Below are 23830 nucleotides of genomic sequence, written 5' to 3' on the forward strand. Positions count from 1 at the left end.
TGGAGGGAACCAAACCCAGGTGCGGGTGGTCGTACTTGGTATCGGAGAGGAAGGAGAAGGGTGACTACACCGCCAGGTGCGAACACGCTGAGCACCGATTTTGATCTGATGCGCTCGGTCGCAGGCACCACGGACAGCCGCAACGAAGAGATCCGGGCGATGCTGCAGGCATTCATCGGCCGAATGAGCCTCGTGCCGCCATCGGTGTGGGGTGGGCTCGCCGCCGCCCGGTTCAAGGACGTGGTGGATCGCTGGAATGCCGAGTCGTTGCGGCTGTATCACGTGCTGCACGCGATCGCGGAGACCATTCGGTACAACGAGGCCACGCTGCGCGATGCCGGCCTGAACCATGCCCACCACATCGGCGTTGCCGGCGGCGATCTGTGAAAGGACATTCCGGTGGACCCAGTGCTGTCCTATAACTTCGGCGAAATCGAACACTCGGTGCGTCAGGAGATCCACACCACCTCGACTCGTCTCAATGCGGCGCTTGACGAATTGCGCTCGCAAATCGCCCCGCTGCAACAGCTGTGGACCCGTGAAGCGGCTGCCGCCTACCAGGCTGAGCAGCTCAAATGGCATCAGGCAGCGGTCGCGTTGAACGAGATCTTGGTCGACCTGGGAAACGCGGTGCGCGACGGCGCCGACGAGGTTGCCGACGCCGACCGCCGGGCGGCCGGAGTCTGGGCAAGGTAGCGCACCCCATGAGCCACTGTGCGGTCCCGGCGGAAGGAGAGCCGTTGGGACCGCACAGTCATTTTGACCTGCGGGGATGTGGGTCGGTAAGCTGCTCCGTTGGCGTGCGGTACGCCGGGGGCTCGGGTCAATGTCGGTCGCCGAGACCAAACCCCAACCGCAGACCCACCAGGGACGCCCTGACCGGCACCCGGCTCGAACCGGGATCCACCCGAGAGAAAAGAAGGTAAGCGCTGTGCCCACCTACGCGCCAAAGGCGGGTGACACCACGCGGTCGTGGTACGTCATCGACGCCACGGACGTAGTGCTTGGTCGCCTTGCCGTCGCGGCAGCCACCCTGTTGCGCGGTAAGCACAAGCCCACGTTCGCCCCCAATGTCGACGGCGGCGACTATGTCATCGTCATCAACGCCGACAAGGTCGCCATCAGCGGCGACAAACTGCAGAGCAAGCTGGCCTACAGCCACTCGGGGTATCCCGGCGGTCTGCGCAAGCGCACGATCGGTGAGCTGATGGAGAAGCACCCCACCCGCGTCGTCGAGAACGCGATCGTCGGCATGCTGCCGCACAACAAGCTCAGCAAGCAGATCCAGCGCAAACTCCACGTCTACGCCGGCCCGCAGCACCCGCACGCGGCGCAGCAGCCGGTTCCGTTCGAGATCAAGCAGGTGGCCCAGTGACCGAGACCAACGTCGAAAACAACGACGAAACGGCCGAGGTGGTCGTCGAGGTGACCACTGAGGAAGCCCCGGCCGACACCGCCGAGACCCCGGCCGAGCCCGCCGCCGAAGCCCCCGCGGCCAAGCCCAGCGAGCCGATCGTGCTCGAGCGGCCCATCCAGACCGTCGGCCGCCGCAAGGAGGCCGTGGTGCGGGTCCGCCTGGTGCCCGGCACCGGCAAGTTCGACCTGAACGGGCGCAGCCTGGAGGCCTACTTCCCGAACAAGGTGCACCAGCAGCTGATCAAGGCCCCGCTGGTCACCGTCGACCGGCTGGAGACCTTCGACGTCTACGCGCTGCTGCACGGCGGCGGCCCGTCGGGTCAGGCCGGTGCGCTGCGTCTGGGCATCGCCCGGGCGCTGATCCTGGCCCAGCCCGAGGACCGGCCCCCGCTGAAGAAGGCCGGCTTCCTCACCCGTGACCCGCGTGCCACCGAGCGCAAGAAGTACGGCCTCAAGAAGGCCCGTAAGGCACCTCAGTACAGCAAGCGCTGATCAGCGATCATTTTCTGGCCGCGGCGGGGCTCCCCCTGTTTCACGGGGGGAGCTTCGTTGCGCGTCTTTTGGGCACCCTTTCGGCGTGTCGGCGCACAAACATGCGCGGTTGCGGTCACAAAAGGAAGTGCACTTTGTGCGCATGACGTCACTGTGAGAGGTTTGTCCGATGGCTCGACTATTCGGCACCGACGGTGTTCGCGGAGTCGCCAATCGCGAATTAACCGCTGAGCTGGCACTATCGCTGGGCAGCGCGGCCGCGCGGCGACTGGCGGGACCGGGAAAACCGGGCCGGCACGTCGCCGTGATCGGGCGCGATCCGCGGGCCAGCGGCGAAATGCTCGAAGCTGCGGTGATCGCGGGCCTGACCAGCCAGGGTGTCGACGCGCTGCGCGTCGGGGTCCTTCCCACCCCGGCGGTGGCCTACCTGACGGGCGCCTATGACGCCGACTTCGGCGTGATGATCTCCGCGTCGCACAACCCGATGCCCGACAACGGCATCAAGATCTTCGGGCCCGGCGGTCACAAGCTGGACGACGACACCGAAGACCAGATCGAGGAGCTGGTCGCCGCCGGCCCGGGCGCGCGACCCGTCGGCGCCGCGATCGGCCGCGTGATCGACGCCGAGGACGCCGCCGATCGCTACCTGCGCCACGTCGGCAAGGCCAACACGCTGCCACTCGACGGCCTGACCGTCGTCGTCGACTGCGCCCACGGCGCGGCGTCGTCGGCCGCACCCCGCGCCTACCACGCCGCCGGAGCCCGGGTCATCGCGATCAACGCCCAGCCCAACGGCCTCAACATCAACGACCGCTGCGGATCGACGCACCTGGACTCGCTGCGCGCCGCGGTGCTCGCTCATGGCGCCGATCTGGGTCTGGCGCACGACGGCGACGCCGACCGGTGCCTGGCGCTGGACGCCAGGGGCGAGCTCGTCGACGGCGACGCCATCATGGTGGTGCTCGCGCTGGCGATGCAGGAAGCCGGCGAGCTGGCCTCCAACACCCTGGTCACCACCGTGATGAGCAACCTCGGACTGCATCAGGCGATGCGCGCGGCGGGTGTCACCGTCCGCACCACCGGCGTCGGCGACCGCTATGTCCTCGAGGAACTGCGGTCCGGCGAATACAGCCTGGGCGGCGAGCAATCCGGTCACATCGTGATGCCCGCGCTGGGCTCCACCGGCGACGGCATCGTCACCGGGTTGCGCCTGATGACCCGCATGGTGCAAACCGGCTTGTCGCTTGCCGACCTCGCCGCGCCGATGCAGTCGTTCCCGCAGGTGCTGATCAACGTCGAGGTTGCCGACAAGGCCACCGCCGCCGCCGCGCCGTCGGTGCGCAGCGCGGTCGACGAGGCCGAGGCCGAACTCGGCGACACCGGTCGAATCCTGTTGCGCCCCTCGGGAACTGAGCCGATGATCCGCGTCATGGTCGAAGCGCCCGAAGAAGACATCGCCCAGCGGGTGGCCAGCCGCGTCGCCGAAGCGGTCAGCGACCAGCGCTAGTTCCTTTTCGCTGGAACCCCAATGGGGAGTCCGGCGTCTGACTAGGCATGGGAATACGACACGCCACTTTTGACCGCACTGGAATCGACGTCGCGGCGGTACATCGCGTTGCCGATCAACTGCGGGCCGCCGCCGAGCTGGTCGACAGCGCGGTCTGTGATCACCTGGCGGCGTTGGCTTTTAGCGGCGCGACGGCCGGACGGGCATACACGGCGCGCGGGGATGCGTTACGGGCCGAGCTGGAGCGATTGACGACGCAATTGTCGCAGTGGTCACGTGCCTCGGTCGCGATCGCCGTCGCGCTGCGGTCCGGAGCGCAGCGCTATGCCGACGCCGAGCTGTACGCCGCGGCGCGAATCGCCTGACCGTGGCCGATCGGTTAGACGTAGCCGAACGCCTCGCCGAGGGCCGGGTCGCGATCGAACACACCCAGGCCTACGTACGGGCCTGTCAGGCAATGGGATACGAGCATCCGGACTTGACGTCACATCCGTCGCAGATCCGTGACTGGTTCGACAGTGAAGACGGCCTCGATCTTCGTGTCCTCGACCGCGACTGCGCTTTACTGCGGGCGGCCGGCGCCGCGGCATTGGAGGGCTTGCGGATTCAGCAGGATCAGCTCGCCGAGTTGGTGGCGGCCTGGATGGGCGCGGGAAGCGACGCCGCCGTCGCGTTCCTGCAACGCCATTGCGACGCCGCCAACATGGTCGCCACCGAGGTGCGCGCCGCCGCGCAGCGGTGCGAATCGCTACGCGACAACTTGTGGTACCTGCTCGACTCCAAGGTCGGTGCCACCATCGCCATCGACGATCGCAGCAAGGCGCAGCGATCGGACTGGTTGGCCGCCGCCGCGGTGGTGACGGCCGGGGCGGGGGAGCGCTCGACGGCGGAGCAGGTCGTCCGCGGGCAGGTAATGCCATACGTGGACAACGACATTCGTAACGACTGGCTGACGGCGATGCGTTCGTCGCGGGCCGCGTTCGGCACCGCCTACGACATGGTGAACGACCGGATGGCCGGCGCACCCGCTGCGTACTTCGACATGCCCGACGACCTCGGCCCCGGTTTCCAGCCACCCCAACCGTCCCCGGCGTTGCCTCCCCAGGCCGTGCCGCCTCCGGTCGCGACGGCTCCCGCGGCGGTGCTGCCCGCCGTCGCACCGGACCCGACCCCCATGGCCCCCGTCCCCGCTGCCGCGCCACCGCTCCCGGGCCCCTCGCCAGCGGCATCGGACTTGGCGCCACCGCTCTCGGAGGTGGGCGCCGGCCTGGGCGATGCCGCTGCCCTGCCTACGGGTGCCGGCGGACTCGGCGATCCCGGTGGTGGTGGAGCCGGCGGACTGGGCGGCCTCAGCGGGCTGGCCGGCCGCATCGTCGACGCACTGGGCGGTCTGCTGGGTTCGGCGACAGACGGGCTCGGCGATTCCTCGGGGCTCGACGATCCACTGGGTAACGACCCGTTCGACGAGGATGAGGACCCATTCAAACCCGACGACGAGCATGACGACGACGAGCATGAGCGCGACAAGGCCGGCGCTGAAAAGACCGATGAGCCAAAGGAAGCCGACGAGGCTCAGCCCGTGAGCGCCCCGCCGGCCGCCGTCGAGACGCCGCCGCTACCGGTTGGCGAGCCGGTCCCGGCCGATCCGCCTCACCCGCCGCCGACGCCGGCGGTCGCCCCGGCACCGCCGACTGACGGGGCAACGCCGTGTGAGATTGCCGCAGACCAGGTTCCGCAGGCAGGGCAGTGACGGCTCAGCCGCGCAGTTCGAGCACTTCTTCGACGAAGCGCACTGCCTCTCGAGGGTCGGCCGCCGCCGGACTTGCCAACAGCGTCGTCACACCGGACTCGGCGAAGGCGGCGATGCGCTCTTTGACGAAACCGCGCGGGCCGATCAGCGACATACCCCGCACCAGCTCGTCGGGCACCAAGTCGACGGCCTCACTCTTGCGGCCGGTCAGGTACAGCTCTTGGATCTTGTCTGCGACCTCGCCGTAGCCGTAGCGCGTGGCCAGGTTGTGGTAGAAGTTTTTGCCCTTGGCGCCCATACCACCGAGGTAGAGCGCCAGCTGCGGCTTCACCCAGGCCAGCCGCTCCTCGACGTTGTCGCCGATCGCCACCGACGCGTGCACCATGGTGTCCAGCGGGCCCAGGGCCGGATCCCGTTTGGCAGTGCCGGCGGCCAGCGCCTCGCCCCAGACGGTGCGGGCCTTCTCCGGAAGGTAGAACACCGGTTGCCAGCCCTCGGCGATCTCGGCGGTGAGCTCGACGTTCTTCGGGCCCAGCGCCGCGATCGTTATCGGAATACGTTCGCGCACAGGGTGATTGATGAGCGCAAGCGGCTTGCCCAAACCGGTGCCACGGTCCGGCGGCAGCGGCAGCTGGTAGTACTTGCCGTCGTATTGCAACCGCTCGCGCCGCCACACCTTGCGGCAGATCTCCACGACCTCGCGGGTGCGCCCGAGCGGGGCGTCGAACGCGACGCCGTGAAACCCCTCCATCACCTGAGGCCCCGAGGTCCCGATGCCAAGCCGGAACCGGCCGCCCGACACGAAATCCAGGCCCGCGGCGGTCATCGCCAGCAGCGACGGCGTGCGGATGTAGATGGGAACCACACCGGTGGCCAATTCGATGGTGTTGGTCTTGGCGGCCAGATACCCCAGCTGACTGATGGCGTCGTAGGAATAGGCCTCCGCCACCACGGCGATGTCGAGGCCGGACTTTTCGAGTTCGACGATGCGGTCGACGGCTTCGTGAAAGCCGCCCGAATAGTCCAGGGCGATTCCGATTCGCATGAACGACACTTAATCACGCCGGGCCGGACGCCCCGCGGTGCGGTGCCGGTCATCGTTCGCATGAGCTGTAGCAAATTGCTACAGTTGTTACAACCTGTTACGGGTGGAGGGGAAATGGCTGACAGCGCCGATCGGGTGACTCGGTTCGCTGCGGACCTGGTCGATAGCGCCGCGGCCGAGGGTGTGCGGCAGAGCCGCTCGGCCAAGCAGCAACTCGACCATTGGGTGCGGGTCGGACGCGCGGTATCGAGCCAGCACACCGCTGCCCGTCGCCGGGTGGAGGCGGCGCTGGCCGGAGACCTGGAGCTGAGCGAGCTCAGCGTCGAGGAAGGCGTCGTCGTCAACGCCGAGATCGCCGCGGCAATCCAGGAAAACCTCAACGAAGCCAACTACGGCGAGCTGTTGGCCAAGCGCGGCGTTACCACCGTCGCGCTCAACGACGCCGGTGAGATCGTCGAATACCGGCCCGATGGCGGCTCGGCGGTATTGGCGGCCAAGCCACGGCCCAGGCGGCGCAAGAAGGGGAACGCCGAGGCCCGATGAACCGGCTCGACCTGGTCGTCGGGCCTAATGGCGCGGGTAAGTCAACCTTCGTCGAGTTCACGCTCGCGCCGCTGTTGCCGACTGCCGTCTTCGTCAATGCCGACGAGATCGCCCGACAACGCTGGCCGGCCGACCCGGCTACGCATTCGTACGAGGCCGCCCGGGTCGCGGCCGACACCAGGGCAAGGCTCATCGAACTGCGCCGATCGTTCATCGCCGAGACGGTGTTTTCTCATCCGTCCAAGCTGGAGCTGATCGACAGCGCCCACGCGGCGACGTACACCGTCGTCCTGCATGTACTGCTCGTCGCCGAGGAGCTCGCGGTGGAGCGGGTCAGATACAGAGTAAAAGCCGGCGGGCATGCCGTACCCGAGGACAAGATTCGTCAACGCTATCAACGCCTTTGGCCGCTGGTCGTCGCCGCGATCACGCACTGTGACTCCGCGACCGTCTACGACAACAGCGCGCTGAAAGGCCCCCGCATCGTCGCCCAAATGAGCGGTGGCCAGCTTGTCGGAGCACCTAACTGGCCGGCCTGGGCGCCGAGCGCGTTGACTTCGCGCTGGCCCGCATGACGCTACTTCAGCAGCGCGACGATCTTCTCTTCGAGAGCGACCGGTTCGGCCTCGGGGTCGATCGGAGTTGTCTTGGGCAGCACCGTGTTCGGATCGGCGAACTCGCGATAGGTTTTGTCACCGGCCAGTGTGGCGAGCAGGTACCCGGTCAGCAGGGCGCGCACCGATCGCTGGGTGCGGCGGTGGGAACCGGGTAGCCCGAACACCGACGCCAATCGTCGGCCTTCGCCAAGCCCGCGGGGTTCGGCTTTGCTGACGATGCGCAGCGTGGCCGAACTCCACGCGCTGGCAAGCGCAAGCGCGTTGGCGTTCAACGTCTTTGGATCATCCGGCGCGGTCAGGATCAACCCCGGGACCTTCAGCGACGCGGCCGGCTGCTCGGCCGGAGGGGTGGTGACGGTCGGGAACACCGCGACGGCTGCAGCCAGCGCGGTCGGCATTCCGGCAGCGGCGAACACGGCCGCCGAGGCGCCGAATCCGTGGCCCACCACGGCGAGCTTCGCCGGGTGCACGCTGATGTTGCCCGGCCCCAGCCGCACCCCAGCCACGATGTCGAGCGCGGTGCCCAGATCAGAGGCCAGGTTGAGGACCGACGGCGCCAGCCCCCGCTCGGTGTCGGGCGCACCGGCCACGATGCCCCAGGACGCCAGATGCTCGAGCAGACCCGAATACCGGGCGGTGCCGGTGAGCCAGTCGTGGCCGAACGCGATACCGGGCAGGTTCAGACCGGATTCGGGGGTGTAGACCACTCCCGGCAATCCGGCAAAAGCCAGGTCACCGCGCAAAACCTTATGCGGGCCACGGCGGCTGAGGGCGGTGACGAGCTTGCGGATGCGGGCCACCCGTCGACGTTAGCGGGGATGGGTCCAGTGAGTCCACGCGACACCGTCCCAGTAGCGCTGCCCCGGCCCGCCCGGGTTGGGATACCAGCCCGGCGGCGGCCCGACCGGTCGGGGTGGGGCGGTCGGGGGCGGCGCGACGGCCTGGCGGGGTGCAACGGCGGGAGCAGCCTGGCCGACGGGGGCATAGGGCGTCGCGGCGTGGGGCGGCGCCGGGGCCTCCTTCGCCTGGGCGCGCACGCGTCGAATCGCCGTGTAGTTCGAGATCAGCGCGATCGGGTTCATCAGGACGAGCGACACCAGGCCCCACCAGCCGGTAACCAGGCAGTGCAGCTGCGCATCGCGGTATGCCTTTTCGCATTGCTCGAGCGTGCCGGTGACGGTGATGCTGCGCTGGACCCAAAAGACCAGGATGCCGGTGTGCTCGTGGAGCCTGACGGAGAAGCGGCGGTACGGGTCGGTCAAAGCGGGCCTTTCGCGCTGGTGGGCGGGCCAAACGTTACCGGCTGGGCGTCGTGTGTCACTTCAGGGCGTTGAGTGTGAGCTCAGGGCGGCATTTCGGCCCAAAAACCGCCGTGAGCGCACACTCGATCCGGGTTGGGCCTGGCAGCGCACCGAGCGGACCTTTCATCTGCACTACCCTGGTCACAATGTGCGGAATTGTCGGCTATGTCGGGCGGGCCCCTGCCTGCCAAGTCGTCATGGACGCACTTCGCCGCATGGAGTACCGCGGCTACGACTCGTCGGGCATCGCGCTGGTCGACGGCGCGGGCAGGCTCACCGTGCGCCGACGCGCCGGCCGGCTGGAAAACCTGGACAAAGCGGTGGCCGAGATGCCGCCGAAGGACCTGGGCGCCACCACCGGCCTGGGCCACACGCGCTGGGCCACCCACGGCCGCCCGACCGACCGCAACGCCCACCCGCACCGCGACGCCGCCGGCAAGATCGCCGTCGTCCACAACGGCATCATCGAGAACTTCGCGACCCTGCGTCAGGAGCTGGAGGCGGCCGGCGTCGAGTTCGCCAGCGACACCGACACCGAGGTCGCCGTGCACCTGGTCGCCCGGGCGTATCGCGAGGGTGAGACGGCCGGCGACTTCGCCGCTTCGGTGCTCGCGGTGCTGCGCCGGCTGGAGGGCCACTTCACGCTGGTGTTCGCCAACGCCGACGAGCCCGGCACCATCGTGGCCGCGCGACGGTCGACCCCGCTGGTGGTCGGTGTCGGCGACGGCGAGATGTTCGTTGGCTCCGACGTGGCGGCCTTCATTCCGCACACCCGCAACGCCGTCGAACTCGGCCAGGACCAATGCGTGGTGCTCACCGCCGACGGTTACCGGATCACCGACTTCGACGGCAACGAAGACGTCGATTATCGCGAGTTCCATATCGATTGGGACCTCGCCGCCGCCGAAAAGGGCGGTTACGAGTACTTCATGCTCAAGGAGATCGCCGAGCAACCCACGGCGGTGGCCGACACGCTGCTCGGCCATTTCGTCAACGGCCGCATCGTGCTCGACGAGCAACGCCTTTCCGATCAGGAATTGCGCGAGGTCGACAAGGTATTCGTCGTCGCCTGTGGCACCGCCTATCACTCCGGCCTGCTGGCGAAGTATGCGATCGAGCACTGGACGCGGCTGCCGGTGGAAGTCGAGCTTGCCAGCGAATTCCGCTACCGGGACCCGGTTTTGGACCGCAGCACACTGGTGGTCGCCATCTCGCAGTCCGGTGAAACCGCGGACACCCTGGAAGCGGTCCGCCACGCCAAGGCGCAGAAGGCCAAGGTGCTGGCGATCTGCAACACCAACGGCTCGCAGATCCCCCGCGAATGCGACGCGGTGCTCTACACGCGCGCCGGGCCGGAAATCGGGGTGGCCTCGACGAAGACCTTCCTGGCCCAGATCACCGCCAACTACCTGGTCGGCCTGGCGCTTGCGCAGGCCCGCGGCACCAAATACCCCGACGAGGTCGAGCGCGAATACCGTGAGCTGGAAGCGATGCCCGAGATCGTTTCGCGGGTGCTCGCGACGATCGAACCCGTTGCCGCCCTGGCGTATCGGTTCGCTCAATCCTCGACCGTGCTGTTCCTGGGCCGCCATGTCGGCTACCCGGTGGCCCTGGAAGGCGCGCTCAAACTCAAAGAGCTGGCTTACATGCACGCCGAGGGTTTCGCCGCCGGCGAGCTCAAGCACGGCCCGATCGCGCTGATCGAGGACGATCTGCCGGTCATTGTCGTGATGCCGTCACCGAAGGGGTCGGCCACGCTGCACGCGAAGTTGATGTCCAATATCCGCGAGATTCAGACGCGTGGTGCGGTGACCATCGTCATCGCCGAGGAAGGGGACGACACCGTGCGCCCCTACGCCGATCATTTGATCGAAATCCCTTCGGTATCAACGCTTTTGCAGCCGCTGCTGTCGACCATTCCGCTGCAGGTGTTCGCCGCGTCGGTGGCGCAAGCCCGTGGGTACGACGTCGACAAACCGAGAAATCTGGCCAAGTCGGTCACGGTTGAATAGTCACCGCAGGATATTCGGCATCGTCGGTGTCGTGTTGTTCCTTGCGGCCTACGGCATCTCGGTTGCGCTGTACGTCGACGGCGGCCTGAGCCACCGCAGCATTGTCGTTCGAGGTCAGTCGGAGCCCGACCTGACCCGGGTGACCATCGATGTCCAGGAAGTTCAGTCGGCCAACAGCCTGCTCGTCGCCAACGTCAGTGTCTTCCCCGGACCCGCGCTACTCGACCCGCGAACCCACAACCTCAAGGAAGATCTCACCATCGCGGTCACGTCCGCGGTGACCGCCAGCAAGCGGACGTGGCCGAAAGGCACTGTGCCCGACGTGTTTCGGGTTTCACTGGCCGTGGGCGGTGAAGTGGCCGTCTGGCCGCTGGACGAATACCACTCGGGGCCCATCGTCTCCGAGCTCCTATCCGGCCCCACGTCCACCCGGGTGCCGGCGGTGGTGACCATGGCCGATCGCCTGCTCGGCTGGGATATCGACGTCAGCCGCATCAGCGACGTCGATCTGCTCGGTCCCTACCAAGTGGATCTGTCCCGATCGATGAGCACGGTTGCGTTCGCGGTCGTCATCCTCGGTGTACTGATCGCGCTCGCCGCGTTTGCGCTCTTTGTCGCGGTCCAGACCTGGCGCGACAAGCGCAGATTCCAGCCGCCGATGACGACGTGGTACGCGGCGATGCTCTTCGCGGTGGTGCCGTTGCGAAATGCGCTTCCCGACGCGCCTCCCTTCGGGGCTTTCATCGACGTCACGATCGTGCTGTGGGTGATCGTCGTATTGGTGATTTCGATGGGGCTCTACATCTCTTGCTGGTGGCGGCATCTGAGACCCGAACCTGAAAAGGCGGCATAAAAGTTTGCCCAAGCCGCCGCGCATGCAAAGGTGGACGCCGTGGCGGATGGATCGGTGGGGGCGCGACTACGGAGCTTGGCCATCGGGGTCTGGCATTTCGTCACCAGCGCGCCGCTGACCTACGGCTGGCTGCTGGTGTTGATGGTCACAACGGTCATCCAAAACCAGCTCTCCGGGCGGCAATTGCACTCGGTGTTGCTGCACCGCTCCACCAACATCCACGAGTTGGGCACCGATCCGCTTTCGGTGCTGTTTTCCAGCCTGCTGTGGATCGACGGCAAGAGCCTGGAGCCCTACCTGCTGCTGTTCACCTTGTTTCTCGCCCCAGCCGAACACTGGCTGGGCCACTTGAACTGGCTCACCGTGGGATTGACCAGCCACATCCTTTCGACCTACATCAGCGAGGGCATCCTGTACTTCGCGATAGAGGAACACGACGCATCCGAACGGCTGGTGCGCTCACGCGACATCGGGGTCAGCTACTTCCTGGTCGGCATCATGGCGGTGTTGGCGTATCGCATCGAGCGGCCATGGCGCTGGCTCTACCTCGGCGTGCTGCTGGTCATCTTCGGCTTTCCTCTGATCACGATGGCCAAACACGGGCTGAACTTCACCGCGATCGGTCACTTCACGTCGATCCTGATCGGGCTCTGCTTCTATCCGATGGCCCGGGCGAGAAAAGACAAGCCGTGGAGTCCGGCCCGGTTCCGAGCCGCGGTACGACGATTCCGCTCCCGCGAGGATCCGATCTGACGAGGTGGTTTGCTGTTGCGAACGCGATGTGCGTTTAACGCCACGGTAATTGCGCCACCATAGCGTGGCGTGATGCGACCTGAGTCGGCGAGAACGCTGGGCGTCGAAGAGGAGTTTCACCTTGTCGATCTGAAGACCAGGCGGCTCACCGCGCGCGCGCCCGAATTGCTGGCCGAGCTGACCGACGACTACGTGGCCGAGCTGCAGCGCTGTGTCGTCGAGACGAACACTCAAGTGGTTGATTCGATCGGCGAGTTGCGCCAGGAACTCGTGCGTCAGCGCAAGGTTTTGGCCGAGGCCGCCACGGAATTGGGGATGGGGGTCGTGGCGGCCGGTGCGGTGCCGCTGGCGGTGCCGGCCGAAATGCAGGTGACCAAAACACCGCGCTACCGGCAGATGCTCGCCGATTACCAACTGCTGGCCCGTGAGCAGCTGATCTGCGGTACCCAGATACATGTGGGCGTCGCAGATCGCGACGAAGCGGTCGAGGTCGGCTACCGGGTGGCCGCGTACCTCCCGGCGCTGCTCGCCTTATCCGCCAGCTCGCCCTTCGCGTCGGACGGGTCTGACACCGGTTATGCGAGTATGCGCACGCTGGTTTGGCAGCGCTGGCCCACCACGGGTCCGGCCGCTCCGGTGCACACGGCCGCAGAATACGACCAACTGGTCGCCGACCTGGTGGCCAGCGGCGTCATCTCCGATGTCGGGATGGTCTATTTCGACGTGCGACCGGCTAGCGCGGCGCCGACGCTGGAGCTGCGGGTGTGCGACAGCTGCCCGTCCGTGGACACGGTCGTCTTGATCGCCGGGATATTCAGAGCCCTGGTAGAGCGCGAGGCCGCGGCCGCGCACGCGGGAACCGCGCCGAGGGTCCTCTCACCGGCGGTGAGCCGGGCCGCGGTGTGGCGAGCCGCCCGCTCGGGATTGGAGGGCGAGCTGGTCGACGTCCGCGGACCCGTCAGCCGGCCGGCCGCCGAGGTGGTCTTCGAGTTGGTCGACGGACTGCGCCCGCAATTAGAGCAGACCGGTGATTGGGAAACCGTCAGCGAGCTGACCCGGCAAGCCCTGCAGAAGGGAACGTCGTCGGCTCGGCAGCGGCGGGCACTGCGCCGCCGCGGGCGTCTCACCGACGTGGTCGACCAGCTGATCGCCGAGACGGCGGCCTCCGGCCCGACGTTGATGGCCGTCGGTGACGATCGAACGCTCCTGTACGGCTACCAGCCGGGCAGCAAACTGCCGGCCGATACCGCTCGTGGCGCTCTCGACGACAGTTACGACGAAGCGGTCGACGACAGTGGTCAACCGCGCCCCCACTATCGAGATGTCCTGGATGCCATCGCCCGGATCGGGGTGGCCCAACTGCGTTCCCGGGAAGCGGCCATCGAGCAGGAGCAGCGCGCCGACAACGTCACCTTTCGCGTCAGTGGTCAAAGCCGGGCCCAGCTGTTCCCCGTCGACCTGGTGCCGCGCATGGTGACCGCGCCGGAGTGGGCGCAGCTGCGCGACGGCTTGGCGCAGCGGGCGCGCGCACTCGACGCGTTCTTGCGTGACATCTACTCCGCACAAGAAATCATCGCGGCAGGGGTCATCGGCGAACAGATTCTCGACCGGGCACCCGGCTTTCGCTCAACCGGGCGGCTTGCCGGCGACACCGTCCGAGCCCACATCAGCGGCACCGACATCGTGTGCGACCGCGCCGGCGGGTGGCTGGTGCTCGAGGACAATCTGCGCGTGCCCTCGGGGCTGGCCTATGCCGTCGTCAACCATCGATTGGTCGCCAAGCACCTCGGCGAATTGGGGCCACCGGTCGCGGTCGAGGACGTGGCCCAGGCACCCGCGCTGCTGCTCGAGACGCTGCGCGCGGCGGCGCCCCCGCGCGCGCCGGACGACCCGACCGTGGCGGTGCTGTCGGCCGGCTGGGAGGACAGCGCCTGGTTCGAGCACACCTTTTTGGCCGAGGAAATGGCCGTGGCACTGGTGCAGCCGTCCGATCTGTCACTGCGCGACGGCAAGCTGGTACAGCACGTCGGATCGAGTATCCGGCGCATCGATGTCGTGTATGCGCGGATGGACGAGGACATGCTGTTGTCGTCGACCGGACACGACGGTGCGCCGCTGCGGCCGGGCCTGCTTCGCGCCATCGCCAACGGCGATCTGACCATTGCGAATGCGCTGGCCAACGGGGTCGCCGACGACAAGGCGATCTACGCGTACGTGCCGGACATGATCAAGTTCTATCTCGGCGAGGAGCCCAGCCTGGCCCAAGTGCCCACCTGGATCTGCGCCGAGCGAGACCAGCGCGACCACGTGTTGGCGAATCTCGGCGACCTGGTCGTCAAACCGATCGATGGGCTGGGCGGTAGCGGGGTGCTGATCGGGCCCGACGCCTCCGAGGCCGCGCTGGACGCGCGCCGGCGCGAGCTGGAAACCCAACCGGAACGCTTCATCGCCCAGGAGCCGGTCAACTTGTCGACCCATCCCACCTTCGACGGCGACGGCCTATACCCTCATCACGTCGACTTGCGCGCATTCGTGCATCTTCGTGCCGGCGCGAACGGCGCGGTAACGGCACATGTGATGCCCGCGGCGCTGACGCGAGTAGCCAGCCGCGGCTCGCGCATCGTCAACTCGTCATACGGCGGCGGCAGCAAAGATACCTGGATCCTCAGCGAGCCATTGAGCGAAAGCGATTGATATGTGCGGTATTTGCGGTGAGATCCGCTGGGACAGCCACGCGGCCGACGTCGGTGCCGTCGCCCGCATGACGGGGGCGATGACCTCACGCGGGCCCGACGCCGACGGTGTGGTGGCGCACGGGCCCGTCGCTCTCGGGCACCGGCGGCTGTCCATCATCGACTTGTCCACGCGCGGCGCTCAGCCCATGGTGGACGCCGATCTCGGGTTGACGCTGGTGTTCAACGGCTGCATCTACAACTACCAGGAGCTGCGCGAGACACTGCGAGCCGACGGTTACCGATTCTTCTCGACCGCCGACAGTGAGGTCGTGATCAAGGCGTTCCACAAATGGGGGCAGCGCTGTGTCGAGAAGTTCAAAGGGATGTTCGCGTTCGCCATCGCGGACCGGGACTCCGGCGCGGTGACCCTGGCCCGCGACCGACTCGGCATCAAGCCGCTCTATATCGCGTCGTTACCCGGCGGGCTGCGGTTTGCCTCCTCGGTGCGGGCGCTGCTCGAGGCCGGCGGGGTGGACACCGAGCTCGACCGGGAAGCGTTGCACCACTACCTGACTTTTCACTCGGTGGTACCGGCGCCGCTGACCATATTTCGGGGAGTGCGCAAGCTGCCGCCGGCGACCGTGCGGGTGATCCAACCCGACGGCACCCAGGCCGACACTGTTTACTGGACACCGGAATTCGGACGTGATCCGGCCAAAGCCTCATGGTCAGCGCGTGATTGGGAAGCTTCGCTGATGCAGGCACTGCGCACCGCGGTCAAACGCCGGATGGTCGCCGACGTTCCGGTGGGTGTGCTGCTGTCCGGGGGCATCGATTCATCGGTCGTGGTCGCGTTATTGGCGGAGGAGGGTCAGCAGGGGCTGGCAACCTTCAGCATTGGGTTCGACTCCGCCGACGGGGAGTCCGGCGACGAGTATTTCTATTCCGATCTGGTTGCCAAAACCTACGACACCGACCACCACAAGATTCACATCGACGCATCGCGACTGGTACCCGCCGTACCGAAATGCATTGCTGCGATGAGTGAACCGATGGTCAGTCATGACTGCGTCGCCTTCTATCTGCTTTCGCAAGAGGTCAGCAGGTCGGTCAAAGTGGTGCAGTCGGGTCAGGGGGCCGACGAGATCCTGGCCGGTTACTCGTGGTATCCGCCACTGGCCGGTGTCGCCCGTGAGCAGACCACCGAGGCATATGCGAAGGTCTTCTTCGATCGCAGCCATGACGATCTACGGTCAATCTTGGCCCCGGAGTACATGATTGACGACGATGTCAGCCGCGCATTCGCGGCAGCCCATCAGGGCGCGCCGGGCGCTGACTCCGCCGTCGACGCGGCACTGCGCCTGGACACCCAGGTGATGCTCGTCGACGATCCTGTCAAGCGCGTCGACACGATGACGATGGCGTGGGGCCTGGAGGCTCGCGTGCCGTTCCTCGACCATGATTTCGTCGAGCTGGCCGCGGCGTGTCCGCCCGATTTGAAGCTGGCCTCGGGTGGCAAGGGTGTGCTGAAAGAGGGTGCGCGAGCGCTGCTTCCGTCGGAGGTGATCGACCGGACCAAAGGCCACTTCCTGGTGCCGGGCATCCGTCATCTGCACGGTGAGATTCTCGACATGGTGCGCGACTCGTTGACCAACGCCGCGGCCCGCAACCGCGGGCTGTATTGCGCCGACACCGTCGATGCCCTGCTGGCGGCGCCCAACCAGACGCGAACCACACTGGGCTCCAACGCGTTGTGGCAGCTCGCGGTGCTTGAAATGTGGCTGCAGGGCCTGGGGGTCTGAGTAGATGGCGCAACATGTGCGCGCCATCTACGGCGCGTCGCTGTCTCCGGACGCGACGGCATTCGCACACCTGATCGACGACGGCGGTTATCCCCGTGCGGTGCAACGGTTTCTGCGAGGCCGACGGGCGAGCTCGTCGCGCGACGTGGTCCTGCCGGTCGAGGGCCCTGTTTCGCGGGTGATTCACTCGGCCGACGGTCAGTGGCTGGCTTGCGAGGTGGCGCCCAGCGGCGGCACCCGCACCCAGATCTGGGTGGTCACCACCGATCCCGACGACCGGATGGCCCTTAGGATCGACGGCGTCGACGGCGAGCACGCCGGAACCGCTGAGCTCGTCGGCTGGGACGGTGGCCGTGTCGCGGCGATCCTGACCGGCGAGGACGGCGTCGGAGAGTCGTGTCTGATCGATCCGGCCGACGGCTGTTGCACGGTGTTGGACCGACGGTCTGGCGGCCGGCTGGTCGATGCCTGGGCTGGAGCGGCGCTGATCCGGGTCGGCCCACGGGGCTACCAGGAAATGATCATGCTGCACGGGCCGACCGAAACCGCCTTATTGCCAGCCGATCCCGGGTCTACGACGGCCGACGGGGTCATCCTCGACGACCACCATCCGCGCCGCATCCGCTACGGTCCGGACGGCGATCTGACCAAGCTTTACTACCCGGGCACGGGCGCAAACGGATATGTGCGGGCACTGATCCGCAGCGACAACGGTTGCGAATACGCCCGGCTGCTGGAAGTGACGGCGACCCACGACGGCGTCAGCTACTGCGTGGTGGCCGAGCGTCCCGACTGTGAGCTCGACGCGTTCGCCGTCAGCGATGATCTGTCCACCGTGGTTCTGCTGTGGAACATGCAGGGCCGCAGCGAATTACAGGTTCTCGAGTACGCCGACAACACCCTGAACGCCCCGATCCCGTTGCCCGGGCTGGTCGCCGGTGAGCTGTCCATCAGTGCCGGCGGCTCGATGATCGCGATGACCGTCGAAGGTCCGGCCGCCCCACGCACCGTCGAACTGGTCGATCCTCGATCGCGCCGATGGGAACTCATCGACCGCGAACCGAGCCACGGCCCGGTCGTCCCCGGATTTTCCGCCGCGACGAGGCCGGAGACGATTACCGCCCGCGACGGGCTGCGCCTGAACGCCTGGCTCTACCGCCCGCCGGCCGAAGACGACGTGCGGGGTGCGGTGATCTACCTGCACGGCGGACCGGAAGGCCAGGCCCGCCCGGGTTACAGCGAGATCTTCGCCCGGCTGGTCAACGACGGGATGCTGGTGCTGGCGCCCAACGTACGGGGCTCCGGTGGTTTCGGCCGGACCTTCATGCATGCCGACGACAAGGACAAGCGATTCGCCGCCATCGACGATGTCGCCGACTGCGTGCGGTTCCTGGTGGACAACGGCCTGGCCGACCCGCGGCGAATCGCCTGCGCGGGCTGGTCATACGGCGGCTATCTGACGATGGCGGCGCTGACGTTTCATCCCGCGTTGTTCGCGGCGGGCATCAGCATCTGCGGCATGAGCGACCTCGGCACGTTTTACCGGCACACCGAGCCGTGGATTGCCGCCGCGGCCTATCCGAAGTATGGCCATCCCGTCAGCGATCGTGAGTTGCTCGAGCACCTGTCGCCCCTGCACCGGGTGGACGCGTTGACGGCGCCGTTGCTGGTGGTCCACGGAGCCCAGGACACCAATGTGCCGGTGAGCCAATCGGAACAGATCGTCGACGCGCTGCGGAAGGCCGGTCGTCGGGTTGGCTATCTGGTGTTCGGCGACGACGGACACGGCATTACCAAGCGCGAGAATCGGGAGACGCTGGCCACCTCGATGAGTCGGTGGCTGACCGCGGCATTCGACGCCGACGACCTGTCACCGGCATTGCGTGCGATCGGCGAGAAGCCGATTTAGCTTCGCGTCGCGGTGACGTATTGCATCGAGGAGAGCGTCCCCTGTTTGTCAACCGTCGGCCGGGGCGGCAGCGAAACACCGTAATCCGCAGCCAGATCCGGCACCGTCCTGGCGGTCGTTTGCCAGCCGTGGGACCGCAGGTACTCGACCACGTCGTTGCGTTCACCCAGATACCAGAGGTCGGTCATCTCGATGTCGAAGCCGTGTTCGCGCCACTGTTCGGTGACCTCGCGCATGCGGTCGGCCATCGTCTCCACGACATCGCTGGTGCCCTGCAGGTTTTCGGTGGCCAACTGACTTCCCGGCGCGCTGAGCTCAGTGATGTTGTCCAGCAGTCGATCCTGGGCCTCGGGCGGCAAGAATGGCATCAGGCCCTCGGCGCTCCACGCGGTCGGCTTGCTGGGGTCCAGTCCGGCGGCGCGCAGCGCGCCCGGCCAGTCGTGGCGTAAGTCGACGGGCACCGCACGCCGGTCGGCCGTCGGGTCGGCACCCAGGCCGGCCAGGGTTGCGCTCTTGAACTCGATGACCTGTGACTGGTCGATCTCGAACACCGTCGTTGCGTCCGGCCACGGCAGCCGGTAGGCGCGAGTGTCCAGCCCGGAGGCCAGAATCACCACCTGCCGGACACCCGCGGCGGCCGCGGTCACGAAGAAGTCGTCGAAGAATCGGGTGCGGATGCCCATCATCAGGCCCATCCCCACCATACCGAAGTCGCCGTTGTCGTCCACCTCGGCGGGATTCAATTCGCCGCTGGCGAGCCGGGTGAAAAACTCCACGCCGACGGCGCGCACCAGTGGCTCGGCGAACGGGTCGTTGATCAGTGGCTGAGGTGCTCGGGTCGCCAGTGCGCGGCCCACGGCTACGCCGGTCGCGGTGGCTCCCACGCCATTTGCCAGGTCCCAGGTGTCGTCATCCGTCCGCGTCATCGCCCCTCCAATCGTCGGTACCACCGAATGTACGGACGCTCGGTGAACGACTGCTGTGCGCAAACACAGACGAGCATGGAATGCTGAATTCGATGCGGCATTACTACTCTGTGGATGCGATCCGCGACGCCGAAGCGCCGCTGCTGGCCAGCCTGCCCGATGGCGCCCTGATGAAGCGTGCGGCCTTCGGGCTGGCCACCGAGATCATCGGCGAGTTGACGGCCCGCACGGGCGGGGTGGCCGGCCGGCGGGTATGCGCGGTCGTCGGCTCGGGCGACAACGGCGGTGACGCGCTGTGGGCGTCGACCTTCTTGCTGCGTCGCGGCGCGGCCGCGGACGCGGTGTTGCTCAGCCCGGACCACACCCACCGCACGGGCCTGGCCGCCTTTTGCAAAGCCGGCGGCCGCGTCGTCGAAAGTGTCTCGGCGACAACCGATCTCGTCATCGACGGTGTGGTCGGCATCTCCGGCTCGGGTCCGTTGCGGCCGGCGGCGGCCGAAGTGTTCGCCGCGGTCGACGCTCACCAGATCCCCGTGGTCGCCGTCGACATCCCCAGCGGCATCGACGTGGCGACCGGTGCGATCACCGGCCCCGCCGTGCACGCCGCGCTGACGGTGACGTTCGGTGGTCTCAAGCCCGTGCACGCGTTGGCCGACTGCGGCAACGTCACGCTGGTCGACATCGGGCTCGACCTGCCGGGCATCTCAAAGGCATCAGTGCTCGGCTTCGAGGCCGAAGACGTCGTGGCCCGCTGGCCGGTTCCCGGGCCGCACGACGACAAGTACACCCAAGGTGTCACGGGCGTCCTGGCCGGCTCGTCGACGTATCCGGGTGCGGCCGTGCTGTGCACCGGCGCCGCGGTCGCGGCCACCTCGGGCATGGTGCGCTATGCGGGCAGCGGGCACAGCCAGGTTCTCGCGGTGTGGCCCGAGGTCATCGCGACGCCCTCTCCCGCGGCGGCCGGGCGAGTGCAGGCGTGGGTGGTCGGACCGGGTTTGGGCACCGACGACGCCGGCGCCGCCGCCTTGTGGTTCGCGCTGGAGACCGACCTGCCGGTGCTGGTCGACGCCGACGGGTTGACGATTCTGGCCGCTCATCCCGAGCTGGTGGCCAGTCGTCGTGCGCCGACATTGCTCACCCCGCACGCGGGGGAGTTCGCCCGATTGGCCGGGGCGCCGCCCGGCGACGACCGGATCTCGGCCACCCGCAAGCTGGCCGACACGTTCGGCGCGACCGTCCTGCTCAAGGGCAACGTCACCGTCATCGCCGACCCCGGCGGCCCGGTTTACCTCAATCCGGCCGGGCAGTCCTGGGCGGCCACCGCCGGCTCCGGCGACGTGCTGTCCGGGATGATCGGCGCACTGCTGGCCGCCGGATTGCCGCCGGCCGAGGCGGCCGCCGCCGGCGCCTACGTCCACGCCCGCGCCGCGGCGCTCTCGGCCGCGGACCCGGGACCCGGTGAGGCGCCCACCTCGGCGTCGCGCATCGTGGCGCACATCCGCGCCGCGCTGGCCGCTCTGTAATCGTCAACGAGAGGATCCGCCATGACTGGCAGCCATCCGTCCGTCCCCGGGCACTCGATCGCGCCCGCTTACACCGGCCGCCTGTTCACCGCGCCGGTACCCGCGCTGCGGTTGCCCGAGGAGTCGATGGACCCGGATGCCGCCTATCGCTTCATCCACGACGAGCTGATGCTCGACGGCAGCTCGCGGCTGAACCTGGCCACCTTCGTGACGACCTGGATGGATCCCCAGGCCGGGCGGCTGATGGCCGAGACCTTCGACAAGAACATGATCGACAAGGACGAATATCCGGCGACCGCCGCCATCGAGCAGCGCTGCGTGTCCATGGTGGCCGACCTCTTTCACGCCGACGGTCTGCGCGACGACGACCCGTCCAGCGCGACCGGGGTCTCCACCATCGGTTCCAGCGAAGCGGTGATGCTGGGCGGCCTGGCGATGAAATGGCGCTGGCGCGAAAAGGTCGGCTCCGGGAAAAAGGAGGGCTGGAAGGGGCGCACGCCCAATCTGGTGATGGGCTCCAACGTCCAGGTGGTGTGGGAGAAATTCTGCCGCTACTTCGACGTCGAGCCGCGTTACCTGCCGATGGAGGAGGGGCGTTACGTCATCACCCCCGAGCAGGTCGTCGACGCCGTCGACGAGGACACCATCGGGGTGGTCGCGATCCTGGGCACCACCTACACCGGCGAGCTGGAACCGATCGCCGAGATTTGCGCGGCGCTGGACAAGCTGGCAGCCGATGGGGGCGTGGATGTCCCGGTGCACGTCGACGCGGCCAGCGGCGGATTCGTGGTGCCCTTCCTGCATCCCGAGCTGAAGTGGGACTTCCGGCTCCCGCGGGTGGTGTCGATCAACGTCAGCGGCCACAAGTACGGGCTGACCTACCCGGGTGTCGGGTTCGTGGTGTGGCGCGACAAGGAGTATCTGCCCGAGGACCTGGTGTTCCACGTGAACTACCTGGGCGGGGACATGCCGACGTTCACGTTGAACTTCTCCCGCCCGGGCAACCAGGTCGTCGGCCAGTACTACAACTTCCTGCGGTTGGGCCGCGAGGGCTATACCCAGGTCATGCAGACGCTGTCGTCGACGGCGCGCTGGTTGGGCGAGCAGCTGCGGGACGGTGAACATTGCGAGCTGATCTCCGACGGCACGGCCATCCCGGTGGTCAGCTTCCGGCTGGCCCGTGGCCTGGGCTACACCGAGTTCGACGTCTCCCACGAGCTGCGCGGCTACGGCTGGCAGGTGCCCGCCTACACCATGCCCGATAACGCCTCCGACGTGTCGGTGCTGCGTGTCGTGGTGCGCGAGGGACTGTCCGCCGACCTGGCCCGGGCCCTGCACGACGATGCCCGCAGCGCGCTGGCCTCCCTGGACAAGCTGAAGCCGGGCGGGCACTACACCAGTGAGCACTTCGCGCACTGACCGTCGTTCCCGAGACTGCATCTAGCAACGCAAATCGCGAGTAGCGGCGTCGGCAGTTGCAGTCTCGCGGCGCTTTTTGGGTCTCTGGGACAATAGGGGCCGTGGCAGTAACGCCGATATCGCTGACACCGGGCGTCCTCGCCGAGGCCGTGGTGGACCTGGGTGCAATCGCGCACAACGTGCGGGTACTGCGCGAGCACGCCGGCTCCGCGCAGGTGATGGCCGTCGTCAAGGCCGACGGGTACGGCCACGGCGCCATCCGGGTGGCCCACACCGCATTGGCCGCCGGGGCCGCCGAGTTGGGCGTCGCGACGGTCGACGAGGCGCTTCAGCTGCGTGCCGACGGAATCTGCGTACCGGTGCTCGCGTGGCTGCATCCGCCGGGCATCGACTTCGGGCCCGCGCTGCTTGCCGACGTCGAGATCGCGGTGTCCTCGCTGCGCCAGCTCGACGAGGTGCTCGCCGCGGCGGACCGCACCGGGCGTACCGCGACGGTGACCGTGAAGGTGGACACGGGGCTGAATCGCAACGGCGTGCCCGCCGCCGAATTCCCCGCGATGCTGCATGCGTTGCGCGCCGGCGCTGCCTCCGGGGCGCTTCGCCCGCGGGGGCTGATGTCGCACCTGGTCTTCGCCGACCAGCCGGACAACCCGATCAATGATCTTCAGGCGCAACGGTTTCGCGAGATGCTGGCGTACGCAAACGATCAGGGCGTGCAATTCGAGATCGCCCACCTGTCCAACTCCTCGGCGACCATGTCGCGTCCCGACCTGGCCTTCGACATGGTGCGGCCCGGAATCGCGGTCTACGGCCTGAGTCCCGTTCCCGAGCTCGGCGACCTGGGACTGTTACCCGCAATGACAGTAAAATGCGCTGTCGCACTGGTGAAATTGGTCCGCGCGGGCGAGGGCGTGTCCTACGCCCACACCTGGGTCGCGCCGCACGACACGACCGTGGCACTGATGCCGATCGGCTACGCCGACGGTGTCTTTCGATCGCTGGGCGGGCGGCTCGACGTGCTGATCAACGGCAGGCGACGCCCCGGCGTTGGGCGGATCTGCATGGACCAATTCCTCGTCGACCTCGGTCCCGGACCCGTCGACGTGTCAGAGGGCGACGAGGCGATTCTGTTCGGCCCCGGCGCCACTGGTGAACCCACCGCCCAGGACTGGGCCGATCTGCTGGGCACCATCCACTACGAAGTGGTCACCAGCCCGCGGGGGCGCATCGTCAGGACCTATCGCGAGGCCGAAACCGTTGGACGATGAGGAAACTCGCAGGCGCGTG

At 67.5% G+C, this 23830-nt stretch carries 22 protein-coding genes; 18 read left to right on the forward strand and 4 right to left on the reverse strand.

All coding sequences use genetic code 11. The features are described from left to right. The first annotated feature begins 60 nt into the window (after nucleotides 1-60). The 7 genes from ACAG21_RS02485 (at nucleotide 61) to ACAG21_RS02515 (ending at nucleotide 5165) form a co-directional block, all read left to right on the forward strand. Nucleotides 61-387 (forward strand): WXG100 family type VII secretion target, encoded by a 327-nt coding sequence (locus tag ACAG21_RS02485; RefSeq protein ID WP_370494445.1) that lies wholly within the window; start codon nucleotides 61-63, stop codon nucleotides 385-387. Between the two features lie 6 nt (nucleotides 388-393). Beyond that, nucleotides 394-696 carry a WXG100 family type VII secretion target gene (locus ACAG21_RS02490; RefSeq protein ID WP_370494545.1) on the forward strand — a complete coding sequence of 101 codons (303 nt, stop codon included), beginning with the start codon at nucleotides 394-396 and terminating at the stop codon, nucleotides 694-696. Nucleotides 697-931: 235 nt separating this feature from the next. Beyond that, entirely contained in the window at nucleotides 932-1375 is a 444-nt protein-coding gene (rplM, locus tag ACAG21_RS02495) for a 50S ribosomal protein L13 (protein ID WP_342925788.1), read from the forward strand. Nucleotides 1376-1425: 50 nt separating this feature from the next. Then, the gene (rpsI, locus tag ACAG21_RS02500) at nucleotides 1426-1908 is read left to right on the forward strand and encodes a 30S ribosomal protein S9 (protein WP_370494546.1); all 483 of its coding nucleotides are present in this window, start codon (nucleotides 1426-1428) and stop codon (nucleotides 1906-1908) included. 169 nt (nucleotides 1909-2077) lie between these two features. After that, nucleotides 2078-3415, forward strand: coding sequence for a phosphoglucosamine mutase (gene glmM / locus ACAG21_RS02505; protein WP_370494446.1), 1338 nt, complete (start codon nucleotides 2078-2080; stop codon nucleotides 3413-3415). A 47-nt stretch (nucleotides 3416-3462) separates the two neighbouring features. Then, entirely contained in the window at nucleotides 3463-3780 is a 318-nt protein-coding gene (locus tag ACAG21_RS02510) for a type VII secretion target (protein WP_370494447.1), read from the forward strand. Nucleotides 3781-3782: 2 nt separating this feature from the next. Then, entirely contained in the window at nucleotides 3783-5165 is a 1383-nt protein-coding gene (locus ACAG21_RS02515; RefSeq protein WP_370494448.1) for a hypothetical protein, read from the forward strand. 4 nt (nucleotides 5166-5169) lie between these two features. Here the strand turns inward: ACAG21_RS02515 and ACAG21_RS02520 are convergent, their stop codons facing one another. Beyond that, nucleotides 5170-6210 (reverse strand): LLM class F420-dependent oxidoreductase, encoded by a 1041-nt coding sequence (locus tag ACAG21_RS02520; RefSeq protein WP_370494449.1) that lies wholly within the window; start codon nucleotides 6208-6210, stop codon nucleotides 5170-5172. A gap of 114 nt (nucleotides 6211-6324) precedes the next feature. On the opposite strand from ACAG21_RS02520, the gene ACAG21_RS02525 reads away from it, so the two are divergent. Both ACAG21_RS02525 and ACAG21_RS02530 read left to right on the forward strand, forming a co-directional pair. After that, nucleotides 6325-6753, forward strand: a complete 429-nt coding sequence (locus ACAG21_RS02525; RefSeq protein WP_370494450.1) for a hypothetical protein — start codon at nucleotides 6325-6327, stop codon at nucleotides 6751-6753. Then, entirely contained in the window at nucleotides 6750-7328 is a 579-nt protein-coding gene (locus ACAG21_RS02530; protein WP_370494451.1) for a zeta toxin family protein, read from the forward strand. Before ACAG21_RS02525 ends, ACAG21_RS02530 begins: the two co-directional genes overlap by 4 nt. A gap of 2 nt (nucleotides 7329-7330) precedes the next feature. Here the strand turns inward: ACAG21_RS02530 and ACAG21_RS02535 are convergent, their stop codons facing one another. After that, on the reverse strand, nucleotides 7331-8170 hold the full coding sequence (locus ACAG21_RS02535; RefSeq protein WP_370494452.1) for a dienelactone hydrolase family protein: 840 nt from the start codon (nucleotides 8168-8170) through the stop codon (nucleotides 7331-7333). A gap of 9 nt (nucleotides 8171-8179) precedes the next feature. Continuing rightward, nucleotides 8180-8632 carry a DUF2510 domain-containing protein gene (locus tag ACAG21_RS02540; RefSeq protein WP_370494453.1) on the reverse strand — a complete coding sequence of 151 codons (453 nt, stop codon included), beginning with the start codon at nucleotides 8630-8632 and terminating at the stop codon, nucleotides 8180-8182. Nucleotides 8633-8817: 185 nt separating this feature from the next. Here ACAG21_RS02540 and glmS point away from each other — a divergent pair, with 185 nt between their 5' ends. The 6 genes from glmS (at nucleotide 8818) to ACAG21_RS02570 (ending at nucleotide 18675) form a co-directional block, all read left to right on the forward strand. Beyond that, the gene (gene glmS, locus ACAG21_RS02545) at nucleotides 8818-10683 is read left to right on the forward strand and encodes a glutamine--fructose-6-phosphate transaminase (isomerizing) (RefSeq protein ID WP_370494454.1); all 1866 of its coding nucleotides are present in this window, start codon (nucleotides 8818-8820) and stop codon (nucleotides 10681-10683) included. Then, complete coding sequence (locus tag ACAG21_RS02550; RefSeq protein WP_370494455.1) at nucleotides 10676-11536, forward strand: DUF4436 domain-containing protein; 861 nt, start codon at nucleotides 10676-10678, stop codon at nucleotides 11534-11536. The genes glmS and ACAG21_RS02550 overlap by 8 nt, the downstream gene beginning before the upstream one ends. Nucleotides 11537-11575: 39 nt before the next feature. Beyond that, nucleotides 11576-12289, forward strand: coding sequence for a rhomboid-like protein (locus tag ACAG21_RS02555; RefSeq protein WP_370494456.1), 714 nt, complete (start codon nucleotides 11576-11578; stop codon nucleotides 12287-12289). A 72-nt stretch (nucleotides 12290-12361) separates the two neighbouring features. Beyond that, nucleotides 12362-14983: a glutamate--cysteine ligase gene (locus ACAG21_RS02560; RefSeq protein ID WP_370494457.1), complete on the forward strand. Its 2622-nt coding sequence runs from the start codon at nucleotides 12362-12364 to the stop codon at nucleotides 14981-14983. A 1-nt stretch (nucleotide 14984) separates the two neighbouring features. Further along, nucleotides 14985-16766 carry an N-acetylglutaminylglutamine amidotransferase gene (locus ACAG21_RS02565; RefSeq protein WP_370494458.1) on the forward strand — a complete coding sequence of 594 codons (1782 nt, stop codon included), beginning with the start codon at nucleotides 14985-14987 and terminating at the stop codon, nucleotides 16764-16766. Nucleotides 16767-16770: 4 nt separating this feature from the next. Next, complete coding sequence (locus tag ACAG21_RS02570) at nucleotides 16771-18675, forward strand: alpha/beta hydrolase family protein (protein ID WP_370494459.1); 1905 nt, start codon at nucleotides 16771-16773, stop codon at nucleotides 18673-18675. Here the strand turns inward: ACAG21_RS02570 and ACAG21_RS02575 are convergent. Next, complete coding sequence (locus ACAG21_RS02575; RefSeq protein WP_370494460.1) at nucleotides 18672-19601, reverse strand: class I SAM-dependent methyltransferase; 930 nt, start codon at nucleotides 19599-19601, stop codon at nucleotides 18672-18674. The two genes, ACAG21_RS02570 and ACAG21_RS02575, sit on opposite strands and share 4 nt — an antisense overlap. A 92-nt stretch (nucleotides 19602-19693) precedes the next feature. Between ACAG21_RS02575 and ACAG21_RS02580 the strand changes: the two genes are divergently transcribed. The 3 genes from ACAG21_RS02580 (at nucleotide 19694) to alr (ending at nucleotide 23811) form a co-directional block, all read left to right on the forward strand. Beyond that, nucleotides 19694-21124, forward strand: a complete 1431-nt coding sequence (locus tag ACAG21_RS02580; protein WP_370494547.1) for an NAD(P)H-hydrate dehydratase — start codon at nucleotides 19694-19696, stop codon at nucleotides 21122-21124. A 21-nt stretch (nucleotides 21125-21145) separates the two neighbouring features. Next, entirely contained in the window at nucleotides 21146-22543 is a 1398-nt protein-coding gene (locus ACAG21_RS02585) for a glutamate decarboxylase (protein ID WP_370494461.1), read from the forward strand. Nucleotides 22544-22644: 101 nt separating this feature from the next. Next, nucleotides 22645-23811 (forward strand): alanine racemase, encoded by a 1167-nt coding sequence (gene alr, locus ACAG21_RS02590; RefSeq protein ID WP_370494462.1) that lies wholly within the window; start codon nucleotides 22645-22647, stop codon nucleotides 23809-23811. The last annotated feature ends 19 nt before the right edge of the window (nucleotides 23812-23830 follow it).

Origin of the sequence: Mycobacterium sp. pR1184 (genome assembly GCF_041287235.1) — a bacterium.
Lineage (GTDB): Bacteria > Actinomycetota > Actinomycetes > Mycobacteriales > Mycobacteriaceae > Mycobacterium.